The sequence below is a fragment of the Dethiosulfovibrio faecalis genome (genome assembly GCF_021568795.1).
GTDB lineage: Bacteria > Synergistota > Synergistia > Synergistales > Dethiosulfovibrionaceae > Dethiosulfovibrio > Dethiosulfovibrio faecalis.
In genome coordinates this window covers 29,843-56,334 of sequence record NZ_JAKGUE010000009.1, presented here as the reverse complement: position 1 = coordinate 56,334, position 26,492 = coordinate 29,843, and the positions used below count along the sequence as shown (strand labels likewise).

Here is a 26,492-nt window from a genome sequence, read left to right as displayed (position 1 = left end):
GGAGACGTCGATATGGTAAGAGCCAGGGAGATGGGAATAGAGATCGGTTTTATGCCAATCGGTCCGAAAAACTCCATAGGCGATGTCCAGGGAGTATCGGTGGGGCACGTCACCTTGGACGACGGACCGGTGAAGACCGGGGTAACGGCGATAATACCGGGACCGGGAAATACCTTCAGACACAAGTTCCCCGCCGGTTGCCACGTCATAAACGGGTTCGGAAAGTCGGTGGGACTAGTCCAGATGGAGGAACTGGGAACCCTGGAGACCCCGATCGTGCTGACCAACACCCTTTCGGTGGGAGACTGCGTCAGAGGGCTGGTCGACGAGATGCTGGCCTTGGACGAGGGGATCGGAGACACCACAGGAACGGTAAATTCGGTGGTGTGTGAGTGTAACGACGGTTTTCTGAACGATATAAGAGGGCTTAACGTTAACCCCCGACATGTAGGAGAGGCAGTTAGATCTGCCTCGCCGGATTTCTCCATGGGAGACGTCGGAGCGGGCAAGGGCATGTCCTGCTATCAGCTCAAGGGGGGCATCGGGAGCTCTTCCCGTCTGGTGGATCTGGACGGGGTCCGCTACACCGTGGGAGTGTTGGTGCTCTCGAATTTCGGCGAGATGAGAGACCTGTCGATCGACGGGATCAAGGTGGGGAAGGCTATTTTCCGGGAGGCTCCTCCGGAGAGACTGAAGGAACAGGGATCGATAATAGCGATCGTCGCCACCGATGCTCCCATGACCTCCAGACAACTTAAGCGACTCTGCAAGAGGGCGTCGGTGGGCATAGTCAGGACCGGTGCCTACATCGGAAACGGGAGCGGAGAGATCGCATTGGCCTTCTCTACGGCTTACAGGATACCCCACGAAGGGGTGAAACCGGTCGAGGTCTCCCCTGTCAGCGATAACTTGGCGAACCGCTTCTTCCGGGCCGTAGTGGAGGCTACGGAGGAATCTGTGATCGACTCCATGCTCCTCTCTTCCCCGGTTGAGGGACGGGAGGGCAGGAAGAGGAGAAGCCTGGCCGAGTTCAAAGAACACATAGTCGGGGGGTATGAACGTTGTTGAAGTCCAGCGAACTGTTGGCGCCTAGAGGAAAGACCCCGTCCAAACTTAAAGACGGAGGCGTAATAGCCATGGTGAAGGCCGGATTCGCCATGTGGAACCCCAACGCCCACGCGGTGATGAGGCTTCCTATGGGAGAGTATATGGACAGGCGGCTTGAGGATTACCTCGTAGAGGGCCTCGCTTCCTGGTCCCCTCAGAGAATCCATTGCCCCGTGCCGGAAGGGGCTTTGGCTATAGCGGTGCGTCACATAAAGAGATCGGTCCAGCTGCCGGCGTTGTTCCTCCAGAGGCGGGGAGACGATCTGGAACTGCAGGGTTACTGTCTCGACGAAGAAGAGGGTGCCTCCATGGCTATCTCCGTCTTCAGGGCCCTGGGAATCGCCCTGGCCGAGGTCGGGCTTGCCGTCAGACGATGGGACGAGACCGTCCGTCAGGGAACGAGGTGTCGTCTGATCCGTGACGGTGAGAGAGGCGATCTCTCCCTGCTTGATGGACTGGGATGTTCCTGCGGCTGGAGAGGGGCTGCCTCCTCCCCTATGGAGTTCGGAGGGGCTCCCGTCGAAGACGAGGCCGAGCTCGCCAGGGTCCATACCCCCGGGGTCGGCACCATAGATTCTCTATGCGATTTTCTGTCCCTGTCGCCGGAGAAGACCGTCAAGACCATGTGTTTCTCCGATCGGGACGGCAAGGGCGTAATCGCTCTTATAAGGGGGGACAGGTCGGTCTCTCTGGACAAGCTGTCCGCCGCTGCCGGTGCGGATCTGCATCCGTCGTCGGACGACGAGCTTCGGGATCTCCTTGGAAACCTGGTCGGGTACCTAGGTCCCATCGGGCTCCCCGAGGGAATCGTCCTGTTTGCGGACAGATCGGTGGAGGGAATCTCATGGGCGGTCGTGGGGGCCAACGAGAGGGATTACCATCTCACCGGCGCCAGGTGGGGGAGGGATTTCTCTGCTCCCGTGGCGGACATTGCTGCGATGGAGCCCGGGGATATGTGTCCTCTCTGTGGTGCCCCTCTTTTCGAGGCGTCGGTAACCCCTTTGGCGACGTTGGAGCTTTGGAACGAGCTCGCCGATTCGGAACCTTCCCTTACCTACGTGGACGAGGAGAGGAAGAGGGCCAGGCCGTTTTGCTGGACCATTAGGGTACACATGATCTCCTTGGAGGGGGCCATGTTCGATCTTTCCTCTTTGCCCGATGTAGTCTCGCCCTTGGAGGTCTCGATCCGCTTCGAAAGAGAGGAGGACGAGGCTCGGGCTGTGTCGATTGGAATGAAGCTCGAATCGGAGGGGCTATCGGTCTTGCTCGACGATGAAGGCGGGAAGCTCTCGAAGGGAACTTTCCCTTTCCCGTGGGATATCGCCATCGTGGAAGAGGGCGTGGAGCTTCGCCGTCCCGACGGAGAAACGGAGAGCAAGGACGAGGACGGTGTAGTAGGGGAAATACTTAAAAAACGGCCCCAGAAAAACGTAATAGGGGGATACAAAAAAACACCTTTTCGGTTATAATGTGGCCTTAGACGGTGGCATAAGGGCTCGTGTCGCCCCTTTGTCAAGATCCGTCATAAAGAAGAGGGAGGTGAAAAGCATGGGCAAATTGGCCGGAAAGAAACTTATCCTCCTCGGCGAGCGTGACGGTGTTCCCGCACCTGCCATGGAGGCGTGTTTCAAGAACAGTGGAGCCGAGGTGATCTTCTCCGTCACCGAGTGCTTCGTCTGAACGGCGGCTGGAGCGATGGACCTGCAGAATCAGCAGCGCGTCAAAGACGCTGCTGAGAAGTACAACCCCGAGGATATCGTGGTTATACTGGGTTCCTCCGATGCGGAAGGCGCAGAGATTTACGCCGAGACCGTGTGTAACGGAGACCCCACCTACGCAGGACCACTCGCCGGCGTCCAGTTAGGACTAGCCGTCTACGACATTTTCGATCAGGAAATCCGCGATGAGGCGGATCCGGAGGAATGGGAGAACCAGATCAGCATGATGGAAATGGTTCTCGAGCCCGAGGCTTTGGCTGAAGCCGTAAAGGGCATGAGAGATCAGTTCTCTAAGTTCAGCCTGTAAGTCTTGTAAATAAAGAGAAGAGGCGCCGTTTTCGGCGCCTCTTCTTTTGTTATGTTTTCGGTATGGCTATATATTGTCTGACGAATCATGCGTCCTTCTTTTGTTTACTTTCTCCTCTTGTGAATTCACTGATGACGATGTATGTTATGGGTAGATTCGATAGGAGGTGCGTTTTTTGACCGTAAGAGCTAAGTTTATATCCATGACAGTGACGGTTATGATAGTGGTTTTATCCATGACCGCCATTACATACAGGAGGAGCAGAGAAATTCTTTCCGAGCAGGTCTTAGAGGTAGGAGAAGAAACCCTGAAGACCTCTTTGGTTACTCTGGAGGAATACACCGAGAAGATAATAAACGTCGTGGAAAACTCCTCCCTGTGGGTAAGCCGAGTTTGGGGAAATCAATCTGACAGGACTCAGGCTGGAATGGAGGACCATATGGCCTCGATTCTGGGGTTAAACGGTAAACTAGGTATATTTACCGTTTATTTTGGTTTTGAAGAGGACGGAGGGTTTTCCGACGGTCTCAGAGAGAAGGCCGGAGATGACTACGATCCGAGGGAAAGAGAGTGGTACGTTAAGGGCAAGAAGGGGGGTGGTCGAGTGGCGATTACCGAACCCTATCGGGATGCCTACACGGGCAAGGCCCTTTTTTCCGTGTCTCAGGCTGTTAGAGATGGATCTGGAAAGACTCTAGGCGTGGTGGCTGCAGACGTCGAGATGGACGCAATGACAGAGTTCGTGAAGGGAATAAAGATCCTCGGCAGAGGACGAACTTTTCTTTTGAGTCCTGCCGGAACCATAATAGTGGGGCCCGATGAAAAGGATTCCATGAAGACCAATCTATTGAACAAGGACGGTCAGGATTCCTCTATGGCGGCCATGGCCTCCGATATGATAGCCGGTCGGTCCGGTGTGATGGAAGTAACGGAGGAAGGGGAGAGGTACAGGGCTTTCTATGGGCCCGTATCCTCCGGGTTGTCTCTGGCTATTCTCTATCCTCTTTCGGCCGTCACGGAAATAGTAAGGGGACTTACCTCGATCCTTCTGTTGGTATCGGCCCTGGCGTTGGCCATAATCGTCGGGATAACCTTCGTGACCTATAGGGGGATCGACCGTCCCCTTAAGGCCGTGGCGGCCATGGCCGGATCCGTCGGGGATGGAGATCTTTCGGTCGATCCCAAGACGATAGGCTATATGGCCAGGGATTCTTTGGGGGATATGATAGAGGCTCTTTCCAATATGGTGGGGTCTTTGAGGGAGACCATCTCTTCTCTGAGTTTAGAGAGCGATAAAGTGGCCGAGAGCGCCGGAGGATTAAGGCTCCTAAGCGACAATTCCAGTCACGATGCGGAATCAGTGTTACAGGCCATAACGGAGATCTCCGCCTTGGCGGAGGGCAACTCGGCAGCTTTGGAGGAGACGAACGCCGGAGTGGAAGAGGTCTCTTCAAGCACGACGATCACCGCCGATTCCGCCACCAAGGGAGCGGAATCCACCGCTATCGCCATGGAGACCTCCAGGGATGCGGCTAAAAGGGTCGATAAGATTATCCAAAGCATCGGCGACGTAGGCGAGAAGACGAAGTATACGGTGGATACCATGACCAGCCTCAGTAGATCCGTGCAGGAGGTGACCGGTTTTATCGACACGATAAATGCCATAGCGGATCAGACGAATCTGTTGGCTCTGAACGCCGCCATAGAGGCTGCCAGGGCCGGAGAGGCTGGCAGGGGCTTCGCGGTGGTGGCCGAGGAGGTCCGCAAGTTGGCGGAGGAGTCTGCCGGTGCATCCCAAAAAATAGGTGGGCTTATAGAGGAACTTCGTGATCAGACGGAGCGAACCGTTCAGCATGCCCAGGAATCCGGAGATGTGATGGACAGAACTCTGGAGGATGCCGACGAAGCCAAGCGAGGACTCGACGAGGTGTTGAAACAGGTCGATCTGGTCAACGAGGCCATGCAGAATATAGCGGCCGCTGCGGAAGAACAGGCAGCTTCCGCCGGGGAGATGGCCAATGCGGTGGATCAAGCTGCCCAGTCCACGGAGGACATGGCCGTTAAGGTCTCTTCGGTGAAAGATGGAGCCGACAGGACCGCCGATGTGGCGGAAAACGTGGCGAAGGAGGCAGAGTTGCTGTCTAATCTGTCCGGCGAGATTCAATCTCAATTAGGCAGGTTCTCTCTGGGGAACGAAAAAGCGGTGGCTAAATTGAAAGAGGATATATAGCTTGAGAACTTGAGAAACTGAAGAGAGGCGGGATCATCTGGATGGTCCCGCCTCTCTTTTTATCTATCTTTTTCCATTTCGACCACGTCTATGACTACACTACCAACGATGGGGTTGCCCGAGTCGTCCTCTCCGTAGAGCCAGAAGTCGCTGTAGCAGGGAGTGCACTTTTCCGTGAGTTCCCTCACCCTGAAGGAGACCTCCCAGTCCGAGTCCCTCCTCCTGAGGGAGCCTCTTATCGCAGTAGCCCAGCTTTCGGGGGACTGCATTCCCTGACCGAAAACGAGTCTTTTCTCGACGGGGTGGCCGTCGTATTTGAGGAAAAGGGTTATCTCCTCTTCTCTCGATTTGTAGGTGATCCTTTTCGAGTCGGTCGATAGCTCCGTTCTGGGGAGTCTGCCTGCCATGTAGCGGACCACGTCCATCGACTGTCTCGCCTTTTTCGCGGTCTCGCCGGTCAGTATCAGCAAAGCCTCTTCCCTGTCCTTGTCCATGAGGGATCGGGCCTTTTCCGCTATTACGTCGTCCTCGTCGATCCAGTTTTTCTCCACCTCTTCGACGTGACTTTTCACCGTCTCGAAGCTGTCGTCGAACTGGCCGTCCAGGAGCGACTGAAATTGCTGTATCTCCCACCAAGGTATGGAAGGGTCGTAGGCCATGTCCTTAGGGGTGAAGTGAAAGTGTCTCTTCAGAGAGCTCTCGTGATCCTCGACCAAAAACTCCTGGGGCATACCTAGAACCCCTCCGTACCAGGGAACGAATGGAGACGTGCAAGGTCTCCCGGTGGAGGTCCAGAGGGTGTTGAGCTCCGGGCGGTCTCTGAACCGGACCACCAGGGCTCCTAATGTGGTGCCGGTGCATATCCGGCGGATCTCTGTGTAGTGGGGCGAGCTGTCCCATTTTCCTCTGACGTCGTCGGGGCTTCCTTCGTAGTGGTCCCTGAGGACCCCCATGACGTCCTTGACGTCCATGGGACGTCTCGGTTCGACCGAGAAGGGAAGGTCCTCTTCTTCGCTCCAGTCGATTCCGGTTATCCGAGACAGGGCGTGTCTGTGTCTGTACAGGTTCCCTCGAAGGTTTACACTGCTGCGGTCCTGTACCGTCCTGGCGAAGTCGAAACAGTCGTTCTTTCCCGTCAGCCATCCCTTTTTTTCGCCCATTTCGATAAATCCTCGGGACATAAGAACCCCTTCTTCTCCCGGGACGACGTGTCTTATGGTGTAGTGGTTCGGTATGAAGGCTACCTCGTCGTCGTCCACCCTCTTGGCGCAGTAGTGTTTCCCCTTCATGACCTGTAGGAGCCAGGCTTCCTCGGCGTCGGCTATTATGTAGCATCTGCCGGTGTTGTCGTATCCGTATCGTTCGATGAGATCCGCCGCTATTTTGACCCCATCACGGGCCGATCGGGCCCTTTCAGCTATGGATATTCTGAGTCCGTATACCAGGCCTCCGTTTGACAGATCCGGTTCGTTATCCTGTCTGGAATGCCGGCAGCTGTCGCTCGCGACGAAGACCCCTTTCTCGTTCAGGAAACAGTCCGCCCCGGACAGGGCCGGTACCGAACGGGCCTGAGACCATATGTATCCCAGAGATCTTCCGGAGCGGTCTATCGAGGCGGAACAGGGTTCGAAGGAAGTTGCTGTTCCCACGGGCCTGTCGACAGGAGGTACCAGGTGGTGGGCCATGACGCATCTTCCCGAGTCGTCCTCGTTGTGTCCCACCAAAACCCTGCCGGTGGCGGATGCGTTTTTCCCCGCCACGATGCAGGTACAGCCTCGGGCTTTTGTAGGTATAAGAAACAGCGAAGCTGCGACGAGTAAAAGGGCTATGCCGAAAGAGATCAAATTCGTCCCCTCCCAGAGGTCGTAAAAAGGCCCCCTCCGATTAGAGGAGGCCTGTCTTAAACGCTACTTTTTGTCGGTTTCGTGAGATATGACCACGAAGTCCAGCGGAAGATATTCCACGTTCTCCAGCTTTTTGCTGAAGGCGTGAAGGGTCTTTCTGGTGTAGAGGGGGATCCAGGGAAGCTCCTGGTTGAGTATTTCCTGGGCCTTTCTGTATGCCTCTCTACGTTCGTCCTGATCTACGCTGTGGAAGCCGACCATTATGTTCTCGTCCACGGTCTCGTTGCTGTAGAACGGCCGGTTGGGGCCCTTGGGCTGCCAGTAGTCCGAGTGGACGAGAGGGCGATATACCCAGTCGGCGTCTCCCGTGGAGGGGCTCCAGCCCAGCCACATAAGCTGAGAGGTGCTCTCCTCGACGGGTTTTCTCGTCGCGGCAAGGAATGCGCCCCAGTCCATGACCTTCATCTGGCAGTCGAAACCGACGGCCGAGGCGAAGGACTGGACCGCCTGGGGAACCTTCAGTGACAGGGTATCTCTTCCGTGGGTCCAGAATTCTACGGTGAGTTTCTTGCCGTCTTTATCCCTGATCCCGTCCCCATCGGAGTCGGTCCATCCCGCTTCCTCCAGTATGGCCTTGGCCTTCTCGGGATCGTAGGCGAAGCCGGGGACCTCGCTGTATCCGTTCACCAGAGGGGCCACCATGGAGTTGACCGGCTCTGCGTATCCCAGGAGGATCTTATCGCATATGGCCTGGCGGTCTATGGAGTAGGCCAGAGCCCTTCGGACAGCCGGATCCTTCAACACTTCGTTCTGGCAGTTGACCCCCACGAACTGGACGACTATGGAGGGCAGGACCTTCATGTCGATACGCTTGTTTTTCCCGAGCCTCTCCACGTCGGTTGGAGGAATCTGCTCCGCTATGTCGACCTCTCCGGTCTCTATCATCATCGCCCTGGCGCTGTCCTCCGGGACGGTGCGGAACACGAGGCGGTCGATCTTGGGCTTGCCCTGCCAGTATTTTTTGTTGGCCTTGAGGGCGATATAGTCTCCCTGTTCCCACTCGTCCAGCATGAAGGGGCCGGTTCCGGAGGGCCTGTGTTTGATCGACTCGTTCTTCTTAGGGTCCTGGACGTAGCTGGGGTCCAGGATCAGACCGGCGGTATGGGCCAGCACGTTCAGAAACGGGCCGAAGGACTCCTTCAATGTGAACTTGACCGTATGGTCGTCCACCACGGAGACCTCCTTTATGACAGGGGCGTAAAGGGAGGTCCTCTTGTATTTGCCGTTCAGTATCCGGTCGAAGTTGACCTTTACCGCCTCGGCGTCGAAGGGGGTGCCGCTGTGGAACGCGATCCCCTCTTTAAGCTTGAAGGTCCACTCCAGGCCGTCCTCCGAGTGGCTCCATTCCTTCGCCAGCATAGGCACTACGTTCAGCTCTTCGTCGAAGGTAACCAGTCCCTCGTATATGGCGTGGTTTATCTCCTCCGAGGGAGTGTCGCTTATGTCCTGGGGATCAAGGGCGAGGGCCTCTCTGCTCTTGGCTATCACGAGTTCCTTGCCGCCTCCGAAGGCGGCCGCGGTAAAGCTAGTGGCCGCCAGGGCCGTCAAGAGGGCGAGCAACAGTCCTTTTCTTCCGATTCGCAACATTCTTTTAGACCTCCTTTTGTCCTTTAGGTTCGTTATGCCGGTTCCCCGGCCTGTCAGACGCGGTGGCACGCCACGAAGTGTCCCTCTCCCACCTCCCTCCAAGCCGGTTCCTCGTCTCTGCATCGTTCGCAGGCCTCGGGGCACCTGGTGTGGAATCTGCACCCAGCCGGAGGATCTATGGGACTGGGTATGTCTCCCTTTATGACCTTGTCCTCTATGTCCTCTCCCGTGACGTAGGGTTTGGGAATGCTCTCCAGGAGAGCTCTGGTATAGGGATGGAGAGGCGAGGAGAACAGATCCCTTTTCGAAGCGTATTCCATCATCTTTCCCAGATAGAGTACCGCCACACTGTGGCTTATGTGCCTTATGACGCTGAGGTCGTGCGATATGAACAGATACGTCAGACCTCTCTCGCTCTGGAGATTCTTGAAAAGGTTCAGGATCTGGGCCTGAACCGACACGTCCAGGGCCGAGGTGGGCTCGTCCAGGACGATGAAGTCCGGGTCGGATATGAGAGCTCTGGCCACCGCGATCCTCTGTCTCTGTCCTCCGGAGAACTCGTGTGGATAGCGGGTCATGTGTTCTTCCTTGAGCCCCACTTCGAGGAGGATTTTTAGCACCCTGTCGGATATGTCGTTTTCGTCCCTTACACCGTGCACCTTCAGCACCCGTCCCACTATGTCCCGGACTATCATCCTGGGATTGAGGGAGGCGAAGGGGTTCTGGAACACCATCTGGGCCTTCGATCTGAACCGGTGAAGCTCGGCGTCGTCCATCTCGAGCACCGATCTCCCCCTGTAGAGGACGTCGCCCGACGTGGGGGAGAGCAGACGGAGGATCATGTTCCCCGCCGTGGACTTTCCGCTTCCCGACTCTCCTACCAGCCCTAGGGTCTCTCCCTCCGGGATGGAGAAGGATACTCCGTCGACTGCCTTTACGTGGCCGACGACCTTGGGAAAAACGATCCCTTTGTCGATGGGGAAGTGCTTCTTAAGTTTGGAAACCTCAACGATAGGCATAGCAGGCCACCTCGTGTCCGTTTTCGTCGGTAATCCTGGGAGGACGGGCCGTGGCGCAGATCGGCTCCGCCATGGGGCAGCGCTCCCGGAATTTGCATCCCTCCGGAAGATGTATGAGATTCGGCAGGGATCCTTTTATGACGTCCAGCCGCTCCTGATCCCTGTCCAGCCTCGGGATCGCCCCTATGAGCCCCTTCGTGTAGGGGTGGAGGGGCGAGTCGAATATGTCGTTAACCGTTCCGTACTCTATGATGCTGCCGGCGTACATTACCGCTACCTTCTGCGCCATCGTGGCTATCACTCCCAGGTCGTGGGAGATCAGCATTATCGAGCTGCCGAAATCCCTTTGGAGAGCCTTGATGAGCGACAGTATCTGGGCCTGTATCGACACGTCCAGGGCGGTCGTAGGCTCGTCGGCGATCAACAGCTTGGGGTTGCAGCAGAGGGCCATGGCTATCATCACCCTCTGTTTCATCCCTCCGGAGAACTGATGGGGATATCTTCCCAGCGACTTCTCCGGGTCCGGTATGTTGACCTTACGGAACATCTCGAGGGCTCTGGACCTTGCCTCCTCGTCGGAGACCGAACCGTGGGCCTTTATTGCCTCCTCGACCTGGAATCCGACCTTCAGTACCGGGTTCAGACTGCTCATGGGATCCTGAAATATCATCGCCATGTCGCAGCCTCTGATGGAGCGCATCTCGTCGTCCGGTAGGGTGAGCAGATCCCTGTCCTGAAACAGGACCTGCCCTTCCACTATCTTTCCCGGAGGCTGGGGAATCAGGCCCATTATGGAACGAGATGTGACGGATTTACCGCATCCGGTCTCCCCCACTATGCCCAGGATCTCCCCCTGATCTATGGAGAAGCTCACCTTTTCCAGGGCTTTCACGATCCCTTCCTCCGTGTAGAACCACGTAGAGAGGTCCTTGACCTCCAATATCTTCTCAGCCACGACGGTCACTCCTTAAGTCTGGGGTTCAAGGCATCCTGAAGCCCGTCTCCGAAAAAGTTGAATCCCAGGACAACTATCATTATTGCCAGGCCGGGAAAGAACGCCACGAAGGGGGCGGTCCGAAGGTACATCCTGGCTCCGCTGAGCATGGTGCCCCACTCCGGGGTGGGGGGCTGTACTCCCAGTCCGAGAAATCCCAGCCCCGCCGCTGTGAGGAGAACAGTTGCCATCCTCAAGGTGGTCTGGACGATGATGGGGGAGAGGGCGTTTGGCAGCACGTATCTCATTATCACCGATCGATTCGACTCCCCTATGGCCTGGGCCGCCGTGACGTAGTCGTTTTTCTTCACCGATATGACCGCACCTCTGGTTACCCTGGCGAACTGAGGCACCGAGTATATCCCTATTGCGACTATGAGGTTTGTCAAATTGGGGCCCAGCATGGCCACTATGGCCAGGGCCAGGAGCATGCCGGGAAAGGCCAGCATTATGTCCATCAGTCTCATTATTATCTCGTCGATCAGACCTCCGAAATAACCTCCCATCGCTCCGAGGGCTATGCCTATGACCAACGCTATTACCACCGAGTTGAACTGAATTATCAGCGAGACCCTGGCTCCGTGGATTATCCTGCTGAATATATCCCGTCCGAACTCGTCGCAGCCCATCAGGTGATCTCCCGACGGTGCCAGAAATGCGTCGCTGAGGTTCTGGGCCATGGGATCGTATGGGGCCATATGGGGCCCCACCAAAGCTATGAGGACGTAAAGGGTCACTATAAACAGTCCCAGCACGGCGGTCTTGCTGCGGCTGAGTCTTCGCCATATTATGCTCAGGTGCGATCTATTTTTCGCCGTTTTTTTAACGTCAATCATTGTATCTGATCCTCGGATCCAAAAGCGCGTACAGGACGTCAACCACCAGGTTCGCCAGTACGAATATGAGGGCTATTACCAGCAGGGCCGTCTGGACGACCGGATAGTCCCTTCCCATTATGGAGTCGACCAGAAGCCGACCTATTCCCGGCCAGGAGAAGACCGACTCGGTCAGGACAGCTCCCGCCAGCATATACCCGAACTGGAGGCCTATCACCGTCACCGTCGGGATGAGGGCGTTTCTCAGGGCGTGACGATATATGACCAGTTTCTGTCTCAGTCCTTTGGCGACGGCGGTCGTGATATAGTCCTGCTGGAGTACGTCCAACATGCTGGAGCGGGTCATCCTGGCGATGATCCCGGTTGACGCCGTTCCCAGGGCAATGGCCGGCATTATCAGATGTCTTATGCCGCCCATCCCTCCCGACGGAAGCCACATCAGGGTTACGGAGAACAGGAGGATCATCAGAAGCCCCCACCAGAAGACCGGCATCGATACCCCGAGAAGGGCTATGAAGGTCGACAGATAGTCTATCCACGAGTACCGATGCACCGCCGAGAGAATTCCGGCCATTATCCCTATCACGACGGAGATTAGTATGGCGGCGGAGGAGAGGATCAGCGTGTTCTTGAGCCTCTTGCCGACTATCTCCATCACCGGTATCTCGTATTTCATGGAGATCAGATCTCCTGTGAAAACCCCTCGGATAAAGCGGAAGTACTGGGTCGTCAGGGGTTTGTCGAGTCCGAACTCCTCCCTGATCAGCTGGATATCCGCCTGGGTCGCCTCGTCTCCGGCCAGGAGCTCCGCCGGATCTCCCGGGGATAGATGAAGAATCAAGAAGGCTATTATGGAGACCCCTATCAATACCGGAATCGCCAGCATCAGCCTCCTAACTATGAATCTACCCAAATTCCTTCCTCCTTTTCGAGTTGATATCGGTTCTAGCTTTCTCTACAGCATACCGAGGCTGAGCCTGTGTTTCACCGTGTTCAGTATGTGTTCCTCCATGTGTTTTCGAGCCATCAAACCGTCTCTCTCGCTCAGAGCCCTGACTATCAGCTTATGTTCCATCGAGCTTTTATACCTTCCGTCTTTTCTGCGGGCTACATACTCCGGGGCGTTAACATCCAGTATGTAGTAGGGCGAGAAATAGAAGGTGTAAAGGGAAGACCGATGGTAGAGTTGGCTGAAATGACGTTGAAAATAGAGATTCCCGCTGAGTCTCACTATCCTGGTGTGAAAATCCTCGTTGAGCTCGGCGAAAAGCCCCTTCCTCTGGTTCCCGTAGAGCTCTACGAAATCGGACTCCCTGTCGTTGAGCTCTAAAAGGGTCTCTATGTCCTCCTCCGTCGCCAGTTCTGCCGCCAGCTCCGCCGCTCTGCCCTCCAGGGTGGATCGAGCCACGAAAACCTGAAGCAGGTCCTCCTTGGTCAAGGCGGGAATCCTGTATCCCTTCTGCCCCGGGATCTTCTCCAGGATTCCCTCTGTCATCAGTCTGCCGAGAGCCTGTCTTATGGGAGTTCTGCTCATCCCCAGCATCTCGACCAGTTCCGGCTCGTACAGCCTCTCCCCCGGAGAAAGCCTGTGTTCCACTATCAAACCGATAATCGTCCTGAAAGCCTGTTCATCGGCCAGTATCTCCATGGCTAGCCTCCCTTTCTTCCTCTACATGCATCCTTGGTCTGAATGGATTCAAAAGTGGATACGTTTTCATCTTAGAGATTTGTCCAAAAAAAGTCAATAGGGGCGTATGAACTCGAGTTCATACGCCCCTATCGACTTACCGATTTTAAAACGCTTCCGTTCCGCCTAAGGAGATGAGAGATCCCGCCCATCTTCTCATCAGGTCCATGCCTATGCCCTCTATCATGACGGTCCTTCCGTCGAGTCTCTTTGTCCCGGGGATCGTGGCGGCGCAGTCCGCCTGAGAGGTGTAGTGGAACGATATCTCCAGTTGGAAAGCTCTCTTGGAGACCTCTTTTTTTACTGGTCCTCCGTCCTTCAGTCTCTTTGCCGCTTCGAAGGCCCCTTTTCGGATGATCTCGAAAGTCTCGTCGGGGGGAAGGCAGTCGGCGGAGGAGTGGCCGATTCCTCGTTTTACCGAACAGGTTAGGACCTCCTGTCCCAGGGCGGAACGGGCCTCCTCGCAGGCGGCGACGTCTCCCGTCACGAGAATTACCGGGATCGAACGATCCGAGCATACCGCGGCGTTGAGCCCTATCTCTCCGACTTCATGGCCGTTAAGCCTGACCCCGTACACCGCTCTTCCCGATATGGTGTGATCGAGGATGGCTCTCTCCGTTCCTGCCATCGCGTGGTAGCACAGAAAAAAGGCTCCGTCGCAGTCCTCTATCCCCTCCATCATGCCGAGTTTCTTTGGGGAGCCGGATATTATCCTGACCCGGCCGCCGTATTCGGAAAGATCCGAGGGGGATATGTTTATCATTCCGTCGTGGGAGTCGTTTACCAGGATCTCCTTCGCCCCTCCTTCCAACGCCCCCTCTATCGCGGCCCTGAGGTCGTGGGTCTGCATGGCTTTGCCGAAACGGTATTCGTCCCGAGAAGCTTTCGTCTGCTCCGATCTGACTACTCCTGTGGCGCCTTCCATGTCGACGCTCATGTATATTTTCATGTCGATAACCTCCTCGTTGGAATAAAAAACTATAGCGATAATACACCGGAGAGGGGTTGGACTCCACTACGTTGTGGTACCATAAAATTACGATAGGGGGAGGTAGGATGAGAAAAACGTTTTTGATCTTCGTTCTGTTGCTATCCTTGACGATCTTTCCCGAGGTCTCCTATGGAAGCGCTCTTACCGCCGTCGTCAAGGAAGGAGCGATCGAAGAGACTCAGGATGGCCCTGCGTCGGGCGATACCTCATCTGGCGACATATACGACGTCGCGAAGAACGAGAACAGGATAGCAGAGCTGGACCGATCCATAGGATCCTGGGCATCCGTGCCGGTAGCCGAGTCGGCCGCTCGATACGGGGTGTCGGAGGCCCAGGTGGAGGACAGGATCACCGTTTTGTCTTCGCTCCAAAATTTCTACAAGCGACTTAACGGTGCGGTCGAGAAGACCGCCGGTTTCAAGGAGGATCTGAAGAAGAGGGAGTCCGAAAAGGGGCAGGCCAGACTATCTCTGAAGGAGGAGCCTCCCTATAAGCTGAGTTTCTATGATGAATACCTGGCCAACGCTGACGATCTGTTATCCAAGCTGGAGACGTTGGAGGAGTCCATAGCCAGAGAGCAGAAAGCCATAGTCAGCGCTAGATCCCAGCTGGACGAGGTGGGGAAAAAACTTCGATTGGCTCAAAGCGAGCTGGATAGATCGGAGGGTACCGGAGAGAAGAACGAAAAACTCTGGGCCTTTCAGAAAGCGCAGGTGAACGAGGAGCTCTGGAAGGTGACCTTGGCCTATCTGGAGAGGAACCTCGAGAATCTTCGTCTCCAGAGGGACGCTGCGAGGCTCCGTCTGGGGCAGGCCGAAGACGTCAAGAAATACATCTATTCTAACGTCTCTTTCGACGAAGGGGACATGAAGGCCGGTGTGGCCAGATACGAGGAGGGTCTCAAGGCTCTTCAGAAAAAGATGGAGACCCTGGAAGACGATATAGCCAAGGCCGAAGATGCCTATGCGGAAGCTCATGCCAAGCTCAGCGCCGCGACAGGCGATAAGGCGGTGAAAGAGGCTCAGAGGGTGTTCTCCATGGCGGAAATAGAGAGAGAGTATCTGCATCTAACCATGGAGCAGGCCCAGGAGATGGTCGGCTTTCTCAACGAGATGAAAGACATATGGATGGACCGATACGATCTTTTGAAGCCCGGCGGGGTAAGTGCGGACGTACTGCTGAAACAGAGGGACGATGTCGAGCAGAGGATCGGCCGTTTCGAGGATGTCCTCATCTCACAGCAGAAATATCAGGCCGCCCTTCACGCCAGGTCGATAGCTCTGAGTGGAGAGCTTGATCAGGCGAAGGACAAGGTCGTTGTAGCTTCACTAAAGAAAAGATCCAAGATTCTTGACGACATAATGTCCCAAAACATGAACTACATGGTATCCCTGATAACATTGGACACCATGAACAGGAGGTTGCTGGAGGAGATCAAGAGCCATATAAAGGAGGTCGCCATAACGGAGAAGGTCTCCTCCATCTGGCGGACCAGGACGGCCGAGATATTGAACACCGAACTTTGGCATATGGGTGGCTACGCCGTCAGGCTGAGGGAGTTCGTGATAGCCCTGGTGGTGTTGTCCTTCGGCCTTATGGCCAGCAGAAGGATAGCCAAGTTCATCCGTAAGTGGCTTTTGATTCACTCTAGGAGAGTCGACGTTACCGGTGTTCATGCAATAGAGAGGCTTATCTACTACGTCCTGATATGCGGAAGCTTTCTCATCGCCCTCAAGGTCGTCAACGTGCCTCTCACCGCCTTCGCTTTTCTAGGTGGTGCCGTTGCCATCGGTATCGGTTTCGGAGCCCAGAACCTGTTCAACAACCTGATCAGCGGGTTTATACTCATGGTTCAGCAGCCGTTCAAGATCAACGATATAGTCCAGGTGGACGATATCACCGCCACCGTGTTGGAGATCGACTCTCGTTCCACCAAGATCAGGACCTTCGATAACTACGACGTTCTGGTGCCGAACAGCTATTTTCTGGATAATCGAATAACCAACTGGACCCTGTCGGACAAGATCATAAGGGGTAAGCTGGAGATCGGAGTAGCCTACGGCACTCCCGCCAGAAAGGTCGAGGAGATCCTGTTGGGGCTGGCCAGGGATCATCAGACCGTGCTTCCCGATCCGAAGCCCTTCGTTCTTTTTTCGGAATATGCGGACAGTTCTATGAACTTCATCCTGTATTTCTGGGTCGACGTCAAGAACGGTTTTCCGACCGGAGTGGCCAGCGATATGCGTTACAGGATCCAGGAGATATTCGAGAAGGAGGGAATAGAGATACCGTTTCCTCAGGTGGATGTCCATATGGGAAAACCGGAGGTAGGAGCTCCCGACCCGGTTTAACCGGCGTAGAGTTTTTAAAAATCGGATCGACGGTCCTCAAGCCGAGCCCGTCGCTCCGATTTTTCATCTCTCGTCTTGCGACGCCATCTCGGAGAGAGCTCGGATCTTATCCGAGGCGTCCTCGAGTTGGGGGAGAACGGTGCACAATGCCCTTATCAGCTGGACATTTCCGCCTGATCCGATCAACTCGGTTATTTGGTCCATCGATTCCTGTAGTTTCTCGAGAGATCCTACCAACAGGGTTTCCGTCTTCTTGTCCATTTTCTCTATCTCGACGTCGCCGTCCTCTATGACTCTCCACAGTCTCCCCATCTTTATTCCTTCGATATATCCTTCCCTGAGCCATTTTCTAATGGTCGCCGGAGTCACCCCTCTGGTCGTCGCGGCCTCTTCCGGTGTAATGTATCTTTTCTTAGCCATCTTCAAAGTTCCCCTTTTTCGATTTTTTTGTCTTTTTACGTTGCGGATACATTGCTTTGTGGTGTTTTATGTTGTCCTATTCGGCTATTAGTGTTATTTTATATGTGTCGGATCTTTTTGTCGACGGAAAGGAGTGAATGTCCTATATCGTTATCGATGTTTTTAAAGTACTATCACGTAAAGCTTCTAGAGGCTCTTCTTCAACATCTCCTCATAGTTGGAATAAGCGTTCCCATAGCGATCTCCATCAGCCTTCCCCTGGGGATATGGATATCATCTCGTCCCAGAATAGCCCGTTTAGTCATATACGGTTCCAGCATCTTGATGACCGTACCCAGCCTGGCACTTTTCGGCATAATGGTGGCCCTTCTTGCATCCGTCAAGATGGGGCTAGGGATGGTCCCGGCCGTCTTGGCCATATCCATATATTCCCTTCTTCCCATAACGAGAAACACCTATACCGCCTTGAACGGAGTGTCTCCGGCGATCATCGAGGCCGCTACGGGAATCGGTCTTTCAAGGATGCAGGTTCTCTGGAAGGTCCGCATACCTCTGGCCCTGCCGGTGATAATGGCCGGGATCCGTCTCGCCGTAGTCATGGGGATCAGCGTGGCCGCTTTTGCTTCGCTTGTCGGAGCCGGCGGGTTGGGTGGTTTTATCTTTTCTGGGATAGCCCGTTCGAACATAATGATGGTGGGAGCCGGAGCTCTGTCGGTTGCTCTCTTGGGGATATTGGCCAACTGGCTTTTGCTGCGTTTCGAGACGATAGTAACCCCTAAGGGCTTATCGCCAGAAGATTAGGAGCTGAAATAGTTGATAGATCTCATAGACGTAACCAAGAATTTTGACGATCAGATCGCGGTCGATTCCCTGAACGTCTCGATAGAGAAGGGCAAGATAACCATGCTCATAGGTCCTTCCGGATGCGGGAAGACGACGACCCTTAAGATGATCAACCGTCTGATAGAGCCGTCGGGCGGAAGGATAATGATAGGCGGAGAGGACGTCACCGATATGAACCCGGTGGACCTGAGGAGGTCCATAGGGTACGTCATACAGCACGTCGGCCTATTCCCTCACTACACGGTGTTCGACAACGTCGCGACCGTACCCAGGCTTCTGGGCTGGAAGGAGGACAAAATCTCCAAGCGGGTCTACGAGCTGCTCGATCTGGTGACCCTGGATGGAAGCTACGCCGAAAAGTATCCCCTTCAGCTCTCCGGAGGAGAGCGACAGAGGGTAGGTCTTGCCAGAGCTTTGGGGGCGGACCCGGAGGTCCTCCTGATGGACGAGCCCTTCGGAGCGATAGACCCGATAAACAGGACCACCATCCAGGACTCTTTCCTGGAGGTCCAAGAGGAAATAGGAAAGACCATCGTCTTCGTCACCCACGATATAAACGAAGCCATCAAGATGGGGGACAGTGTTGTGGTGATGAAGGATGGATCGGTTGTCCAGCACGATTCGGTATCGGAAATATTGGACAATCCCTCTGACGAGTTCGTCGAGAATCTGCTCGGACACGACAGGACCCTCAAGGCCTTGTCTCTCAGGAGGGCCAAGGAGTTCGTCTCGGACAGGGGGTTCTTCTCCATCGTCAGGGAGGATACTGTCTCTCAGACAAGAGAGGCCCTGATGAATCGACTGGAGGGAGAGGTTACCAACACCGCCTATCTGACCGATGACGGAGGAGTTCTGTTGGGCAGATACGTCCTGGATAAGGGGAACAAAAAGGGGCGTATCTCCATGGACTACGAGGAAAACTGTGCCAGAGTGGAGAGGAACACCAGCGTCACCGACTCCCTTTCGAGGATGCTGGAGGTAGGAGCCAGGCAGCTTCCGGTGGTGGATCGAGGCGGAAAACTGTTGGGAGCTATCCACCTCTCCGACGTGTTTTCCCAGGTAGAGGGTGATCGTAGGTGATCTCCTATATTGCCGGTCACGGAGAACAGATATGGATAGCCTTTTCATCCCATATCTCCCTTTTTCTCTCCTCCATGGCTATATCAATCATCCTGGGGTTGCTGTTGGGCATCTTCATAGCCACCGGCGGCGGCAAGGGGTTGGGACGTTCTCTTCTTACTATCCTGGGAGCCTCTCAGGCTACCCCTTCCATAGCGGTAGTGGCCTTTTCATTCCTCTTCGTCGGGATAGGAAAGGCTCCGGCTATCCTCGCTCTGGTAATTTACTGTCTCGTTCCTGTGGTATTCAACGTGGTGTCCGGCCTTCTGGGGGTGCCCGGCGAGGTCGTGGAGGCGGCCAGGGGGATCGGCATGACCAGAGGTCAGATTCTCCTGAAGGTCAAGCTGCCTTTGGCCTCGGAGGTCATCATGTCCGGGGTTAGAAGCGCCGCCACCATAAACATAGGGACCGCCACAGTGGCGGCGGTAATAGGAGGCGGCGGTCTGGGAGATATCATCTTCACCGGGTTGAAGATGCAGGACAACGGGGCAATCCTGGTGGGAGCCGGGCTCTCTGCCATCTTGGCCCTGATCGTCGATTTCGTATTCGCGTTCGTAGAGAGAAAGGTCGTTCCCAAGGGATTATCCCAGGGAAGATAATGTTTAGGAGGTAAACATGAATTTTTTTAGTAAGTCAGCGTCAAAGGTTTTAGCGTTAGGGATTTTTACTCTGCTCTTGACCGTCGGGGCGTCTTCTGTTTCTGCCAAAGAGGTCACGGTAGGGGCAAAGAACTTCACCGAGCAGTACGTGGTTGGCGAGATGATGGCACTTCTCGTGGAGAACGGGGGCTACGACGTATCGAAGAAGATGGGAACAGGAAGCTCCATCACCAGGACGGCTCTCACCTCCGGCCAGATCGATATCTACGCCGAGTATACCGGAACCGCTTGGCCTCTTTACCTAAAACACGATGAAAAGGTGGGGGATCCCAAGGAGCTTTACGAGAAGGTCAAGTCCGAGGACCTGGAGCGAAACGGCGTGGTTTGGCTTGATCGTTCCAAGATCAACAACACCTTCGCATTGGCCATAAGAAAAGGCGATGCGGAGAAATTGGGCACGTCCATCTCGGAGCTCACCGAGTACAACAACTCTCACCCAGAGGAGGTCGTGTTCGGTATAGGCTCTGAGTTCAACGAACGCCCAGACGGCATCCCCGGGATAATCGAGACCTACGGAATCGAGCTGACCACGGGGCAGAGAAAGCTGATGGACATAGGTCTGACTTTCGAGGCTATCGACAGGGGGCAGATAGACGTCGCCATGGCCTATCCTACCGACGGGAAGCTGGTTAAATTCGACCTTCTGGTCCTCGAGGACGACAAGAAATTTTTCCCTGCCTATAACCTGTGCGTGACCGTCAGGAAGGAGTTTCTCGATGCCAATCCCGACGTGGTGGAGATCCTGGCCCCCATATCGGAGCTGGACAACGACATAATGCAGGAGCTGAACTATAAGGTCGACGCCGTGGGACTTCCCGCCGACGTGGTGGCGAGGGAATATCTGGAGGAAAAAGGACTTATTTAACCGCATCCTTCGGCGACTTCCCTGTCGTTTCGGTCCTTTTGAGATAGAATAACGGATAGATCGTAAATTCATGACGATAGGGAGGTCGTGACTTGAATAATATCGTGATGGACGGTAGAGCCGTATCCAAGAAAGCCAAGGAAGCTATAGCGGCGAAGGTCCTGGAGCTAGGGAAAAAGGGGATAGTTCCCTCTCTGGCGGTAGTGCTGGTGGGAGACGATCCCGCGTCCAAGGTGTACGCCGGTCAGAAAAAGAAGAACTGCGAATCCGTCGGGATCTCCTTCGACTTTCGTCAGCTTCCCGGAGATACCTCGGAGAATGAGCTTCTCGATCTTGTTGAGGAACTGAATCGAGACGACGGAGTTAACGGTATCCTGGTGGAGATGCCCCTTCCCGGCCATATATCCAACGAGAGAATCCAGGCCGCCATAGACCCCGATAAGGACGTGGATGGCTCCAACCCCGCCAATCTGGGACGGTTGATGTCCGGCCTGCCGTCCCTCCGGCCCTGTACACCTCAGGGGGCGATGTATCTCATGGATAACTACGACGTGGAGTTCGAGGGCAAGCACGCCGTGGTAGTTGGGCGAAGCAACATAGTGGGTAAACCTGTAGGGATGATGCTTCTGGAGAAAAACGCCACTGTCACATACTGTCACAGCAGAACGGCGAACCTCACGGAGGTACTTCGCTCCGCCGATATCGTTGTGGCTGCGGTGGGCCGTCCTAAAATGATTACAGGCGAAATGATAAAGCCCGGTGCGGTCGTTGTCGACGTCGGTATAAACAGCACCGAGGACGGTATCGTCGGCGACGTCGATTACGATTCGGTCGCCTCCGTTGCGGGAGCCATATCCCCCGTTCCCGGCGGCGTAGGGCCCTTGACCATCGCCATGCTTTTGGGCAACGTGGTGACTTCCGCCGAGAGGAGATGCTCCGAATCGTGATGACAGGGGAGGTCGCAGATCTCGCTCTGGAGGTCAACTCGGTACTCAGGGAGTATCTTTCGATACAGAACCGCATCTTCAAGTTCTCACTCAAGAAAGCCCTCGGGCTTTTCAGGCCGGATCCTCTCGAGGCTTCCGAGGCGGTCGTTCCCCTTCTCGACAGACTGGAGAAGGTTCGTATCGGGATAAGGGGGCTGTCTCCGTCGGACGAGTCCGAGGAGGGGCGTTTTCTGATGGTCTTGAGGGCCTACTCCAGAGCGATGTCGGAAGCGATGGAGTCCTTCAGGGACCTGTGCGTGAAGCTGGAGAGACACAAAAAGGACAGGAAATACCGAAAGGGTCCGTATCTGGAGGATATGAAGTCCTTTCAGGAAATGGAGACCCGGTATTTGGAGATCGGATTGAAGCTTAACGAACTGAAAAAGTCGATTTCGGAAGAATCCGAGAAGTAGGGGTTGACAAAAAACTCTTTCGCTCGTATCATTTCCGCCAATACCCGCTGGTCTTGGACCGGGAAAGGAGCTCGCTATGAAAGCAACGGCAAACTTTAACCTATTTGTCATTATTATAGTCGTCGTTATCTGCTGCGGGGTCCTTCCTGGAGTGACTGTCGGCGTATAGTCCGACCGCGACGCCGGGCCGGGATCCTCGTAGAGGATCCCGGCCTTTTTTTATGGTCGAAAAGGAGGGAGTGCTTTGTACCGAAGGATAGGGGTTCTAGCCCAGGACGAGGCCGGAACCATGGTGAGGATAGCTTCGATGGTGCTGCGGAGAGGCTATGATCTCGTCAGTTTCTCCGCCGAGAGAGGCAGGGACGACGGGCTTTGCTGGTGTCGTCTGGAGGTGGCCGAGGGGCAGGAGAGGTGCGATCGTATGATTCTGCAACTTCGGCGGTTGATGGAGACGGTGGAGGTCGTCCTCTTCGAGGGAGCCTCCGATTTCGAGAGAGAGCGAAGGAGTGCTTAAGGTTATGGCAAAGGTCTACTACGACGGAGACGCGGTATCGGCAAAGCTGGAGGGCAAGACGGTGGCGGTGTTGGGTTACGGCAGCCAGGGGCACGCTCACGCCCAGAATCTCAGGGACAGCGGGGTCTCTGTGGTAGTTGGTCTTCACGAAGGCAGTCGCTCCGCCGGGGTGGCCAGAGAGGACGGTTTCGAGGTGCTCTCCGTGGCCCAGTCGGTCACCAAGGCAGATCTCGTCATGGTATTGATGCCCGATACGGTCCAGCCGTCGGTCTACAGGGAATCGATAGCCCCCAACCTGAAGCCTGGCATGGCCCTGGCCTTCGCTCACGGGTTTGCCGTCCACTACCATCAGATAGAGCCGCCGGAGGACGTGGACGTCTTCATGGTGGCTCCAAAGAGCCCGGGGCACATTGTGAGGCGTCTCTATACCCAGGGCAAGGGAACCCCGGGACTGTTGGCCGTCTACAACGATGCCACGGGATCCGCCAAGGATCTGGGACTGGCCTACGCCTCCGCCATAGGCTGCGGAAGGGCCGGGGTTATCGAGACCACCTTCGAGGAGGAGACGGAGACGGATCTTTTCGGGGAACAGGCGGTGCTCTGCGGAGGCGTCACGGAACTCATGAAGGCAGGTTTCGAGACCCTGGTGGAGGCGGGATATCAGCCGGAGATCGCCTACTTCGAGTGTCTCAACGAGATGAAGCTCATAGTCGATCTCATATACGAGGGAGGTCTCTCCTGGATGAGATACTCCATAAGCGACACCGCCGAGTACGGAGACATGGCGGCCGGCCCCAGGGTGATCGGATCGGAGTCTAGAGCGGCCATGAAGGAACTGCTTAGAGAGGTCCAGGACGGTAGCTTCGCAAAGGACTGGATCCTGGAAAATCAGACCGGTCGTCCGAGAATGAAAGCCTGGAGGAGAAGAGAGGCCTCTCAGCAGCTGGAGCGGGTAGGAGCAGATCTCAGGGACATGATGCCCTGGTTGGAGGCTAAAAAGGCCCCTAGATAGGGCCAGAGACGGTTTTTTACCCAGGAGGGGATCTAGAGATGAAGTCGTCCTTCACCGGAGCGGATATATTGATAAAGACCCTCGAGAGCTGCGGCACCGACGTGGCCTTCGGAGTTCCCGGGGGAACGGTTATACCTCTGTACGATTCCCTCTATGGGTCGTCGATAAAGCACGTCTTGTTTCGACACGAACAGGGGGCTTGCTTTGCCGCTGCCGGTTACGCCAGGGCCTCCGGCAAGGTCGGTCTATGTATAGCCACCTCGGGACCGGGAGCATTGAATACCTTGACGGCTCTGGCCGACTCCCAGGCGGACTCTGTTCCCATTGTCGTGTTGACTGGGCAGGTGGCGGGGAATCTCAAGGGCAGCGATGCTTTTCAGGAGGCAGACCTCTACGGAGCATCGTTGTCCATGGTCAAACACAGCTTTTCCGTCGAGAGGGTGGAGGACCTGGTTCCCACCGTTCGATCCGCTTTTCGACTCGCCTCCTCCGGTCGTCCCGGACCGGTCCTGGTCGATCTCCCGGTTGACGTTCAACGTCAGAGTGTTATCGATGGAGAACAACAGGTAGTAGAGAGGACCTTTCCCGGAGAGAGTTTCGACCAGGATGGGGTTTCGGCGATCCTTCCTATTCTGGATATGTTGGACGAATCGGAGCGACCGGTGATACTGGCCGGAGGAGGGGCCACCCTCTCCGGAGCCTCCGACGAGTTATTTCGCTTCGCCTCCTCTCGCTCCATCCCTGTGGCCACCAGCCTGATGGGCAAAGGGGCTTTCCCGGAAGACCATCGTCTCTCCCTGGGCATGGCGGGAATGCACGGGACGGTAAGGGCCAACAGGGCCCTGTCTCGGTCCGATCTGGTGCTGGTGCTGGGCTGTCGGCTCGGAGACAGGACCACCGCCAAGGTCTCCGGTTTTGCAAATGGCGCCTCTATAGTACATATGGATCTGGACAGAGCGGAGATAGGAAAAAATATCCCTGTTGATCTGGCAGTTCTGTCCGATCTCAAGAGAGGGTTGGGGATATTGAACGGCCAGCCTCCCGGACGTTCTTTCGAGGGCTGGGCCTCCCGGTGGTATCCTCCGATATCCAAGCAGGTCAGGCCTGGCGGACCTCTATCTCCCGAAGAGATAATGGGCACGGTTCGCAATAGGCTTTCCCCGGAGGATGTCGTGACTACCGATGTAGGACAGCATCAGATGTGGGGAGCTCTCTTCTGGAAGTCCCTGAAGCCGAGGACCTTTCTCTCTTCCGGTGGCCAGGGCACCATGGGATTCGGGTTGCCCGCCGCCATAGGTGCCTCCATGGCCAAGCCGGGGAGACCGGTGGTCTGTCTCTCCGGAGATGGAAGTTTTTTAATGAACTCTCAGGAGATGGAGACCGCCGTTCGCATGGAGTTGCCGGTCAAGATAATCCTGTTCAACAACGGTTCCCTGGGAATGGTCCGCCAATGGCAGGAGCTTTTCTGGAATGGGAGGTTCAGTGCCACGGTGGAAAGCCCGGTCTGTGACTTCGTAGCCCTGGCCAGGGCTTACGGGGCTCAGGGATTAAGGGCTTTGTCAAGGAAGGATCTGGATGCCTGTCTCGACAGGGCCTTCGGATATCCCGGGCCGAGTCTCATAGAATGTCCCATCAGCGACGACTTCAAGGTCTTTCCCATGGTGACTCCCGGAGGTGGACTGGAGGATATGTTGGTTGAAGGTTGAACTAGAAAAAAGAGGGTTCCGAGATCGATTTTGTCTCGGAACCCTCTTTTTTTTCTTTTGACTATGCCTATTCCGGGAAAAGCGATCGGATCACGTCCTCGACCTTCTCGATGCTTTTAACCTTCGTGACGTTGCTCCCGCAGAAGAAAAGTCCGTGCTCCCAGTCTCCTCTGTAGGCGTCTACCAAGGCTTGGGCTATGCAGAAGGTCTCCTTCGTTTTACGATATCTACAGTGAGTTAGACAGTTGGCCATACAGGGCTTGCTTTCGACATCTCCATTCAGGTACCGGTCCACCATGGGGGATCGGAGCGCTCTACCTGGAAGTCCGGCAGGGCTGTGTATTATAACCACATCGTCTTCCGTTGCGTCCACGTAGGCCTGCTTGAACCTGATGTCGGCGTCTCCCTCCTCGGTTGCGGCGAACCTGGTTCCCATCTGGACTCCCTTGGCCCCCAGATCGAACGCCTTGAGGACGTCCTCTCTGTCCCATATGCCCCCTGCGGCTATAACCGGTATGTCCAGCCCCTCTTTTTCCAGGAAAGACACCAGCTCCGGGACCACTACCTCCAGGGACAAAGACGGATCTTTTACCATCGCCTCGTCTCTGGCTCCGAGATGGCCTCCCGCGTATAGGGGGGTCTCCACTACGAATCCGTCGGGGATCCTGCCGCAGGTCTTCTTCCATCTTCTCATTATCAGTTGGGCTGCCTTGGCGGAACTGACTATGGGTACCAGTGCTACATCCGGGTAGTCTTTGGTATACTCTGGTAGTTTCAGAGGAAGCCCGGCTCCGGAGATTATTATCTGAGCTCCTCCCTCGCAGGCCGCCTTTACGTGAAGTTCGTAGTCTGTCAAAGCCACCATGCAGTTTACCGCGAGTATACCGTTGGGGCCGGCGATCTCTCTGGCCTCCGCCAGGTATTCCTTGATGGCTTTCTGGTTGATCTCGAAGTAGTTGCGTCCGGTGAAATCGGGGTGAGCCGCCGCAAGCCCTACCGATGCTATGGTACCGATGGCCCCCGATCGGGCAACTGCCCCAGCCAGTTTGGGGCCGGACACTAGAACCCCCATGCCCCCCTGTATCAGAGGATGGCGAGGGCTGTGTTTGCCGATCTTTAGAACAGGCATATCCATAAACTTTCTCTCCCTTCGATGTCCCGCCTCATGAAGGGCAGGTCGTGACGGACCTATTTTATCGCATATTCAAAACGAGGACCAATGAA

General features: G+C 55.5%; 24 protein-coding genes. 14 read left to right on the top strand and 10 right to left on the bottom strand.

Annotation, left to right across the window (positions count from 1 at the left end):
- The first annotated feature begins 12 nt into the window (after nt 1-12).
- From L2W58_RS07800 to L2W58_RS07785, 4 genes are all read left to right on the top strand, one after another.
- Complete coding sequence (locus L2W58_RS07800) at nt 13-1,068, top strand: DmpA family aminopeptidase (RefSeq protein WP_236102787.1); 1,056 nt, start codon at nt 13-15, stop codon at nt 1,066-1,068.
- Nucleotides 1,062-2,576 (top strand): YbaK/EbsC family protein, encoded by a 1,515-nt coding sequence (locus L2W58_RS07795; protein ID WP_236102786.1) that lies wholly within the window; start codon nt 1,062-1,064, stop codon nt 2,574-2,576. Before L2W58_RS07800 ends, L2W58_RS07795 begins: the two co-directional genes overlap by 7 nt.
- 79 nt (nt 2,577-2,655) lie before the next feature.
- On the top strand, nt 2,656-3,132 hold the full coding sequence (gene grdA / locus L2W58_RS07790; protein ID WP_236102785.1) for a glycine/sarcosine/betaine reductase complex selenoprotein A: 477 nt from the start codon (nt 2,656-2,658) through the stop codon (nt 3,130-3,132).
- A gap of 175 nt (nt 3,133-3,307) precedes the next feature.
- A complete protein-coding gene (locus L2W58_RS07785; protein WP_236102784.1) occupies nt 3,308-5,362 on the top strand; it encodes a methyl-accepting chemotaxis protein in 2,055 nt (684 codons plus the stop codon).
- Nucleotides 5,363-5,421: 59 nt separating this feature from the next.
- Here the strand turns inward: L2W58_RS07785 and L2W58_RS07780 are convergent, their stop codons facing one another.
- The 8 genes from L2W58_RS07780 to L2W58_RS07745 form a co-directional block, all read right to left on the bottom strand.
- Nucleotides 5,422-7,206, bottom strand: a complete 1,785-nt coding sequence (locus L2W58_RS07780; RefSeq protein WP_236102783.1) for a C69 family dipeptidase — start codon at nt 7,204-7,206, stop codon at nt 5,422-5,424.
- A 63-nt stretch (nt 7,207-7,269) separates the two neighbouring features.
- Nucleotides 7,270-8,853 (bottom strand): glutathione ABC transporter substrate-binding protein, encoded by a 1,584-nt coding sequence (locus L2W58_RS07775; RefSeq protein WP_236102782.1) that lies wholly within the window; start codon nt 8,851-8,853, stop codon nt 7,270-7,272.
- A gap of 53 nt (nt 8,854-8,906) precedes the next feature.
- Nucleotides 8,907-9,872, bottom strand: coding sequence for an ABC transporter ATP-binding protein (locus tag L2W58_RS07770; RefSeq protein ID WP_236102781.1), 966 nt, complete (start codon nt 9,870-9,872; stop codon nt 8,907-8,909).
- A complete protein-coding gene (locus L2W58_RS07765; RefSeq protein WP_236102780.1) occupies nt 9,859-10,827 on the bottom strand; it encodes an ABC transporter ATP-binding protein in 969 nt (322 codons plus the stop codon). Before L2W58_RS07765 ends, L2W58_RS07770 begins: the two co-directional genes overlap by 14 nt.
- 5 nt (nt 10,828-10,832) lie before the next feature.
- Entirely contained in the window at nt 10,833-11,702 is an 870-nt protein-coding gene (locus L2W58_RS07760; protein WP_236102779.1) for an ABC transporter permease, read from the bottom strand.
- Nucleotides 11,695-12,615, bottom strand: a complete 921-nt coding sequence (locus tag L2W58_RS07755; protein ID WP_236102778.1) for an ABC transporter permease — start codon at nt 12,613-12,615, stop codon at nt 11,695-11,697. The genes L2W58_RS07760 and L2W58_RS07755 overlap by 8 nt, the downstream gene beginning before the upstream one ends.
- Before the next feature lie 42 nt (nt 12,616-12,657).
- Entirely contained in the window at nt 12,658-13,350 is a 693-nt protein-coding gene (locus L2W58_RS07750; RefSeq protein WP_236102777.1) for a GntR family transcriptional regulator, read from the bottom strand.
- A 145-nt stretch (nt 13,351-13,495) separates the two neighbouring features.
- Entirely contained in the window at nt 13,496-14,338 is an 843-nt protein-coding gene (locus L2W58_RS07745) for a M55 family metallopeptidase (RefSeq protein ID WP_236102776.1), read from the bottom strand.
- A gap of 107 nt (nt 14,339-14,445) precedes the next feature.
- Here L2W58_RS07745 and L2W58_RS07740 point away from each other — a divergent pair, with 107 nt between their 5' ends.
- Complete coding sequence (locus L2W58_RS07740) at nt 14,446-16,731, top strand: mechanosensitive ion channel family protein (protein ID WP_236102775.1); 2,286 nt, start codon at nt 14,446-14,448, stop codon at nt 16,729-16,731.
- 63 nt (nt 16,732-16,794) lie between these two features.
- Here L2W58_RS07740 and L2W58_RS07735 read toward each other — a convergent pair whose 3' ends face one another.
- A complete protein-coding gene (locus L2W58_RS07735; protein ID WP_236102774.1) occupies nt 16,795-17,151 on the bottom strand; it encodes a helix-turn-helix domain-containing protein in 357 nt (118 codons plus the stop codon).
- 156 nt (nt 17,152-17,307) lie between these two features.
- On the opposite strand from L2W58_RS07735, the gene L2W58_RS07730 reads away from it, so the two are divergent.
- The 9 genes from L2W58_RS07730 (at nt 17,308) to ilvB (ending at nt 25,268) form a co-directional block, all read left to right on the top strand.
- The gene (locus tag L2W58_RS07730; RefSeq protein ID WP_236102773.1) at nt 17,308-17,952 is read left to right on the top strand and encodes an ABC transporter permease; all 645 of its coding nucleotides are present in this window, start codon (nt 17,308-17,310) and stop codon (nt 17,950-17,952) included.
- A gap of 12 nt (nt 17,953-17,964) precedes the next feature.
- A complete protein-coding gene (locus L2W58_RS07725; RefSeq protein WP_236102772.1) occupies nt 17,965-19,074 on the top strand; it encodes an ABC transporter ATP-binding protein in 1,110 nt (369 codons plus the stop codon).
- The gene (locus L2W58_RS07720) at nt 19,071-19,712 is read left to right on the top strand and encodes an ABC transporter permease (protein WP_236102771.1); all 642 of its coding nucleotides are present in this window, start codon (nt 19,071-19,073) and stop codon (nt 19,710-19,712) included. The genes L2W58_RS07725 and L2W58_RS07720 overlap by 4 nt, the downstream gene beginning before the upstream one ends.
- A gap of 16 nt (nt 19,713-19,728) precedes the next feature.
- On the top strand, nt 19,729-20,637 hold the full coding sequence (locus tag L2W58_RS07715) for a glycine betaine ABC transporter substrate-binding protein (RefSeq protein ID WP_236102770.1): 909 nt from the start codon (nt 19,729-19,731) through the stop codon (nt 20,635-20,637).
- A 92-nt stretch (nt 20,638-20,729) separates the two neighbouring features.
- The gene (locus tag L2W58_RS07710) at nt 20,730-21,584 is read left to right on the top strand and encodes a bifunctional 5,10-methylenetetrahydrofolate dehydrogenase/5,10-methenyltetrahydrofolate cyclohydrolase (RefSeq protein WP_236102769.1); all 855 of its coding nucleotides are present in this window, start codon (nt 20,730-20,732) and stop codon (nt 21,582-21,584) included.
- Nucleotides 21,569-22,036 carry a hypothetical protein gene (locus L2W58_RS07705; protein WP_236102768.1) on the top strand — a complete coding sequence of 156 codons (468 nt, stop codon included), beginning with the start codon at nt 21,569-21,571 and terminating at the stop codon, nt 22,034-22,036. The genes L2W58_RS07710 and L2W58_RS07705 overlap by 16 nt, the downstream gene beginning before the upstream one ends.
- A gap of 244 nt (nt 22,037-22,280) precedes the next feature.
- Nucleotides 22,281-22,550, top strand: coding sequence for an ACT domain-containing protein (locus L2W58_RS07700; protein ID WP_236102767.1), 270 nt, complete (start codon nt 22,281-22,283; stop codon nt 22,548-22,550).
- A gap of 4 nt (nt 22,551-22,554) precedes the next feature.
- Complete coding sequence (gene ilvC, locus L2W58_RS07695; protein ID WP_236102766.1) at nt 22,555-23,562, top strand: ketol-acid reductoisomerase; 1,008 nt, start codon at nt 22,555-22,557, stop codon at nt 23,560-23,562.
- Nucleotides 23,563-23,600: 38 nt separating this feature from the next.
- Nucleotides 23,601-25,268 (top strand): biosynthetic-type acetolactate synthase large subunit, encoded by a 1,668-nt coding sequence (gene ilvB / locus L2W58_RS07690; RefSeq protein WP_236102765.1) that lies wholly within the window; start codon nt 23,601-23,603, stop codon nt 25,266-25,268.
- A gap of 67 nt (nt 25,269-25,335) precedes the next feature.
- Here the strand turns inward: ilvB and L2W58_RS07685 are convergent, their stop codons facing one another.
- Nucleotides 25,336-26,403 (bottom strand): NAD(P)H-dependent flavin oxidoreductase, encoded by a 1,068-nt coding sequence (locus tag L2W58_RS07685; protein WP_236102764.1) that lies wholly within the window; start codon nt 26,401-26,403, stop codon nt 25,336-25,338.
- Between the last annotated feature and the right edge of the window lie 89 nt (nt 26,404-26,492).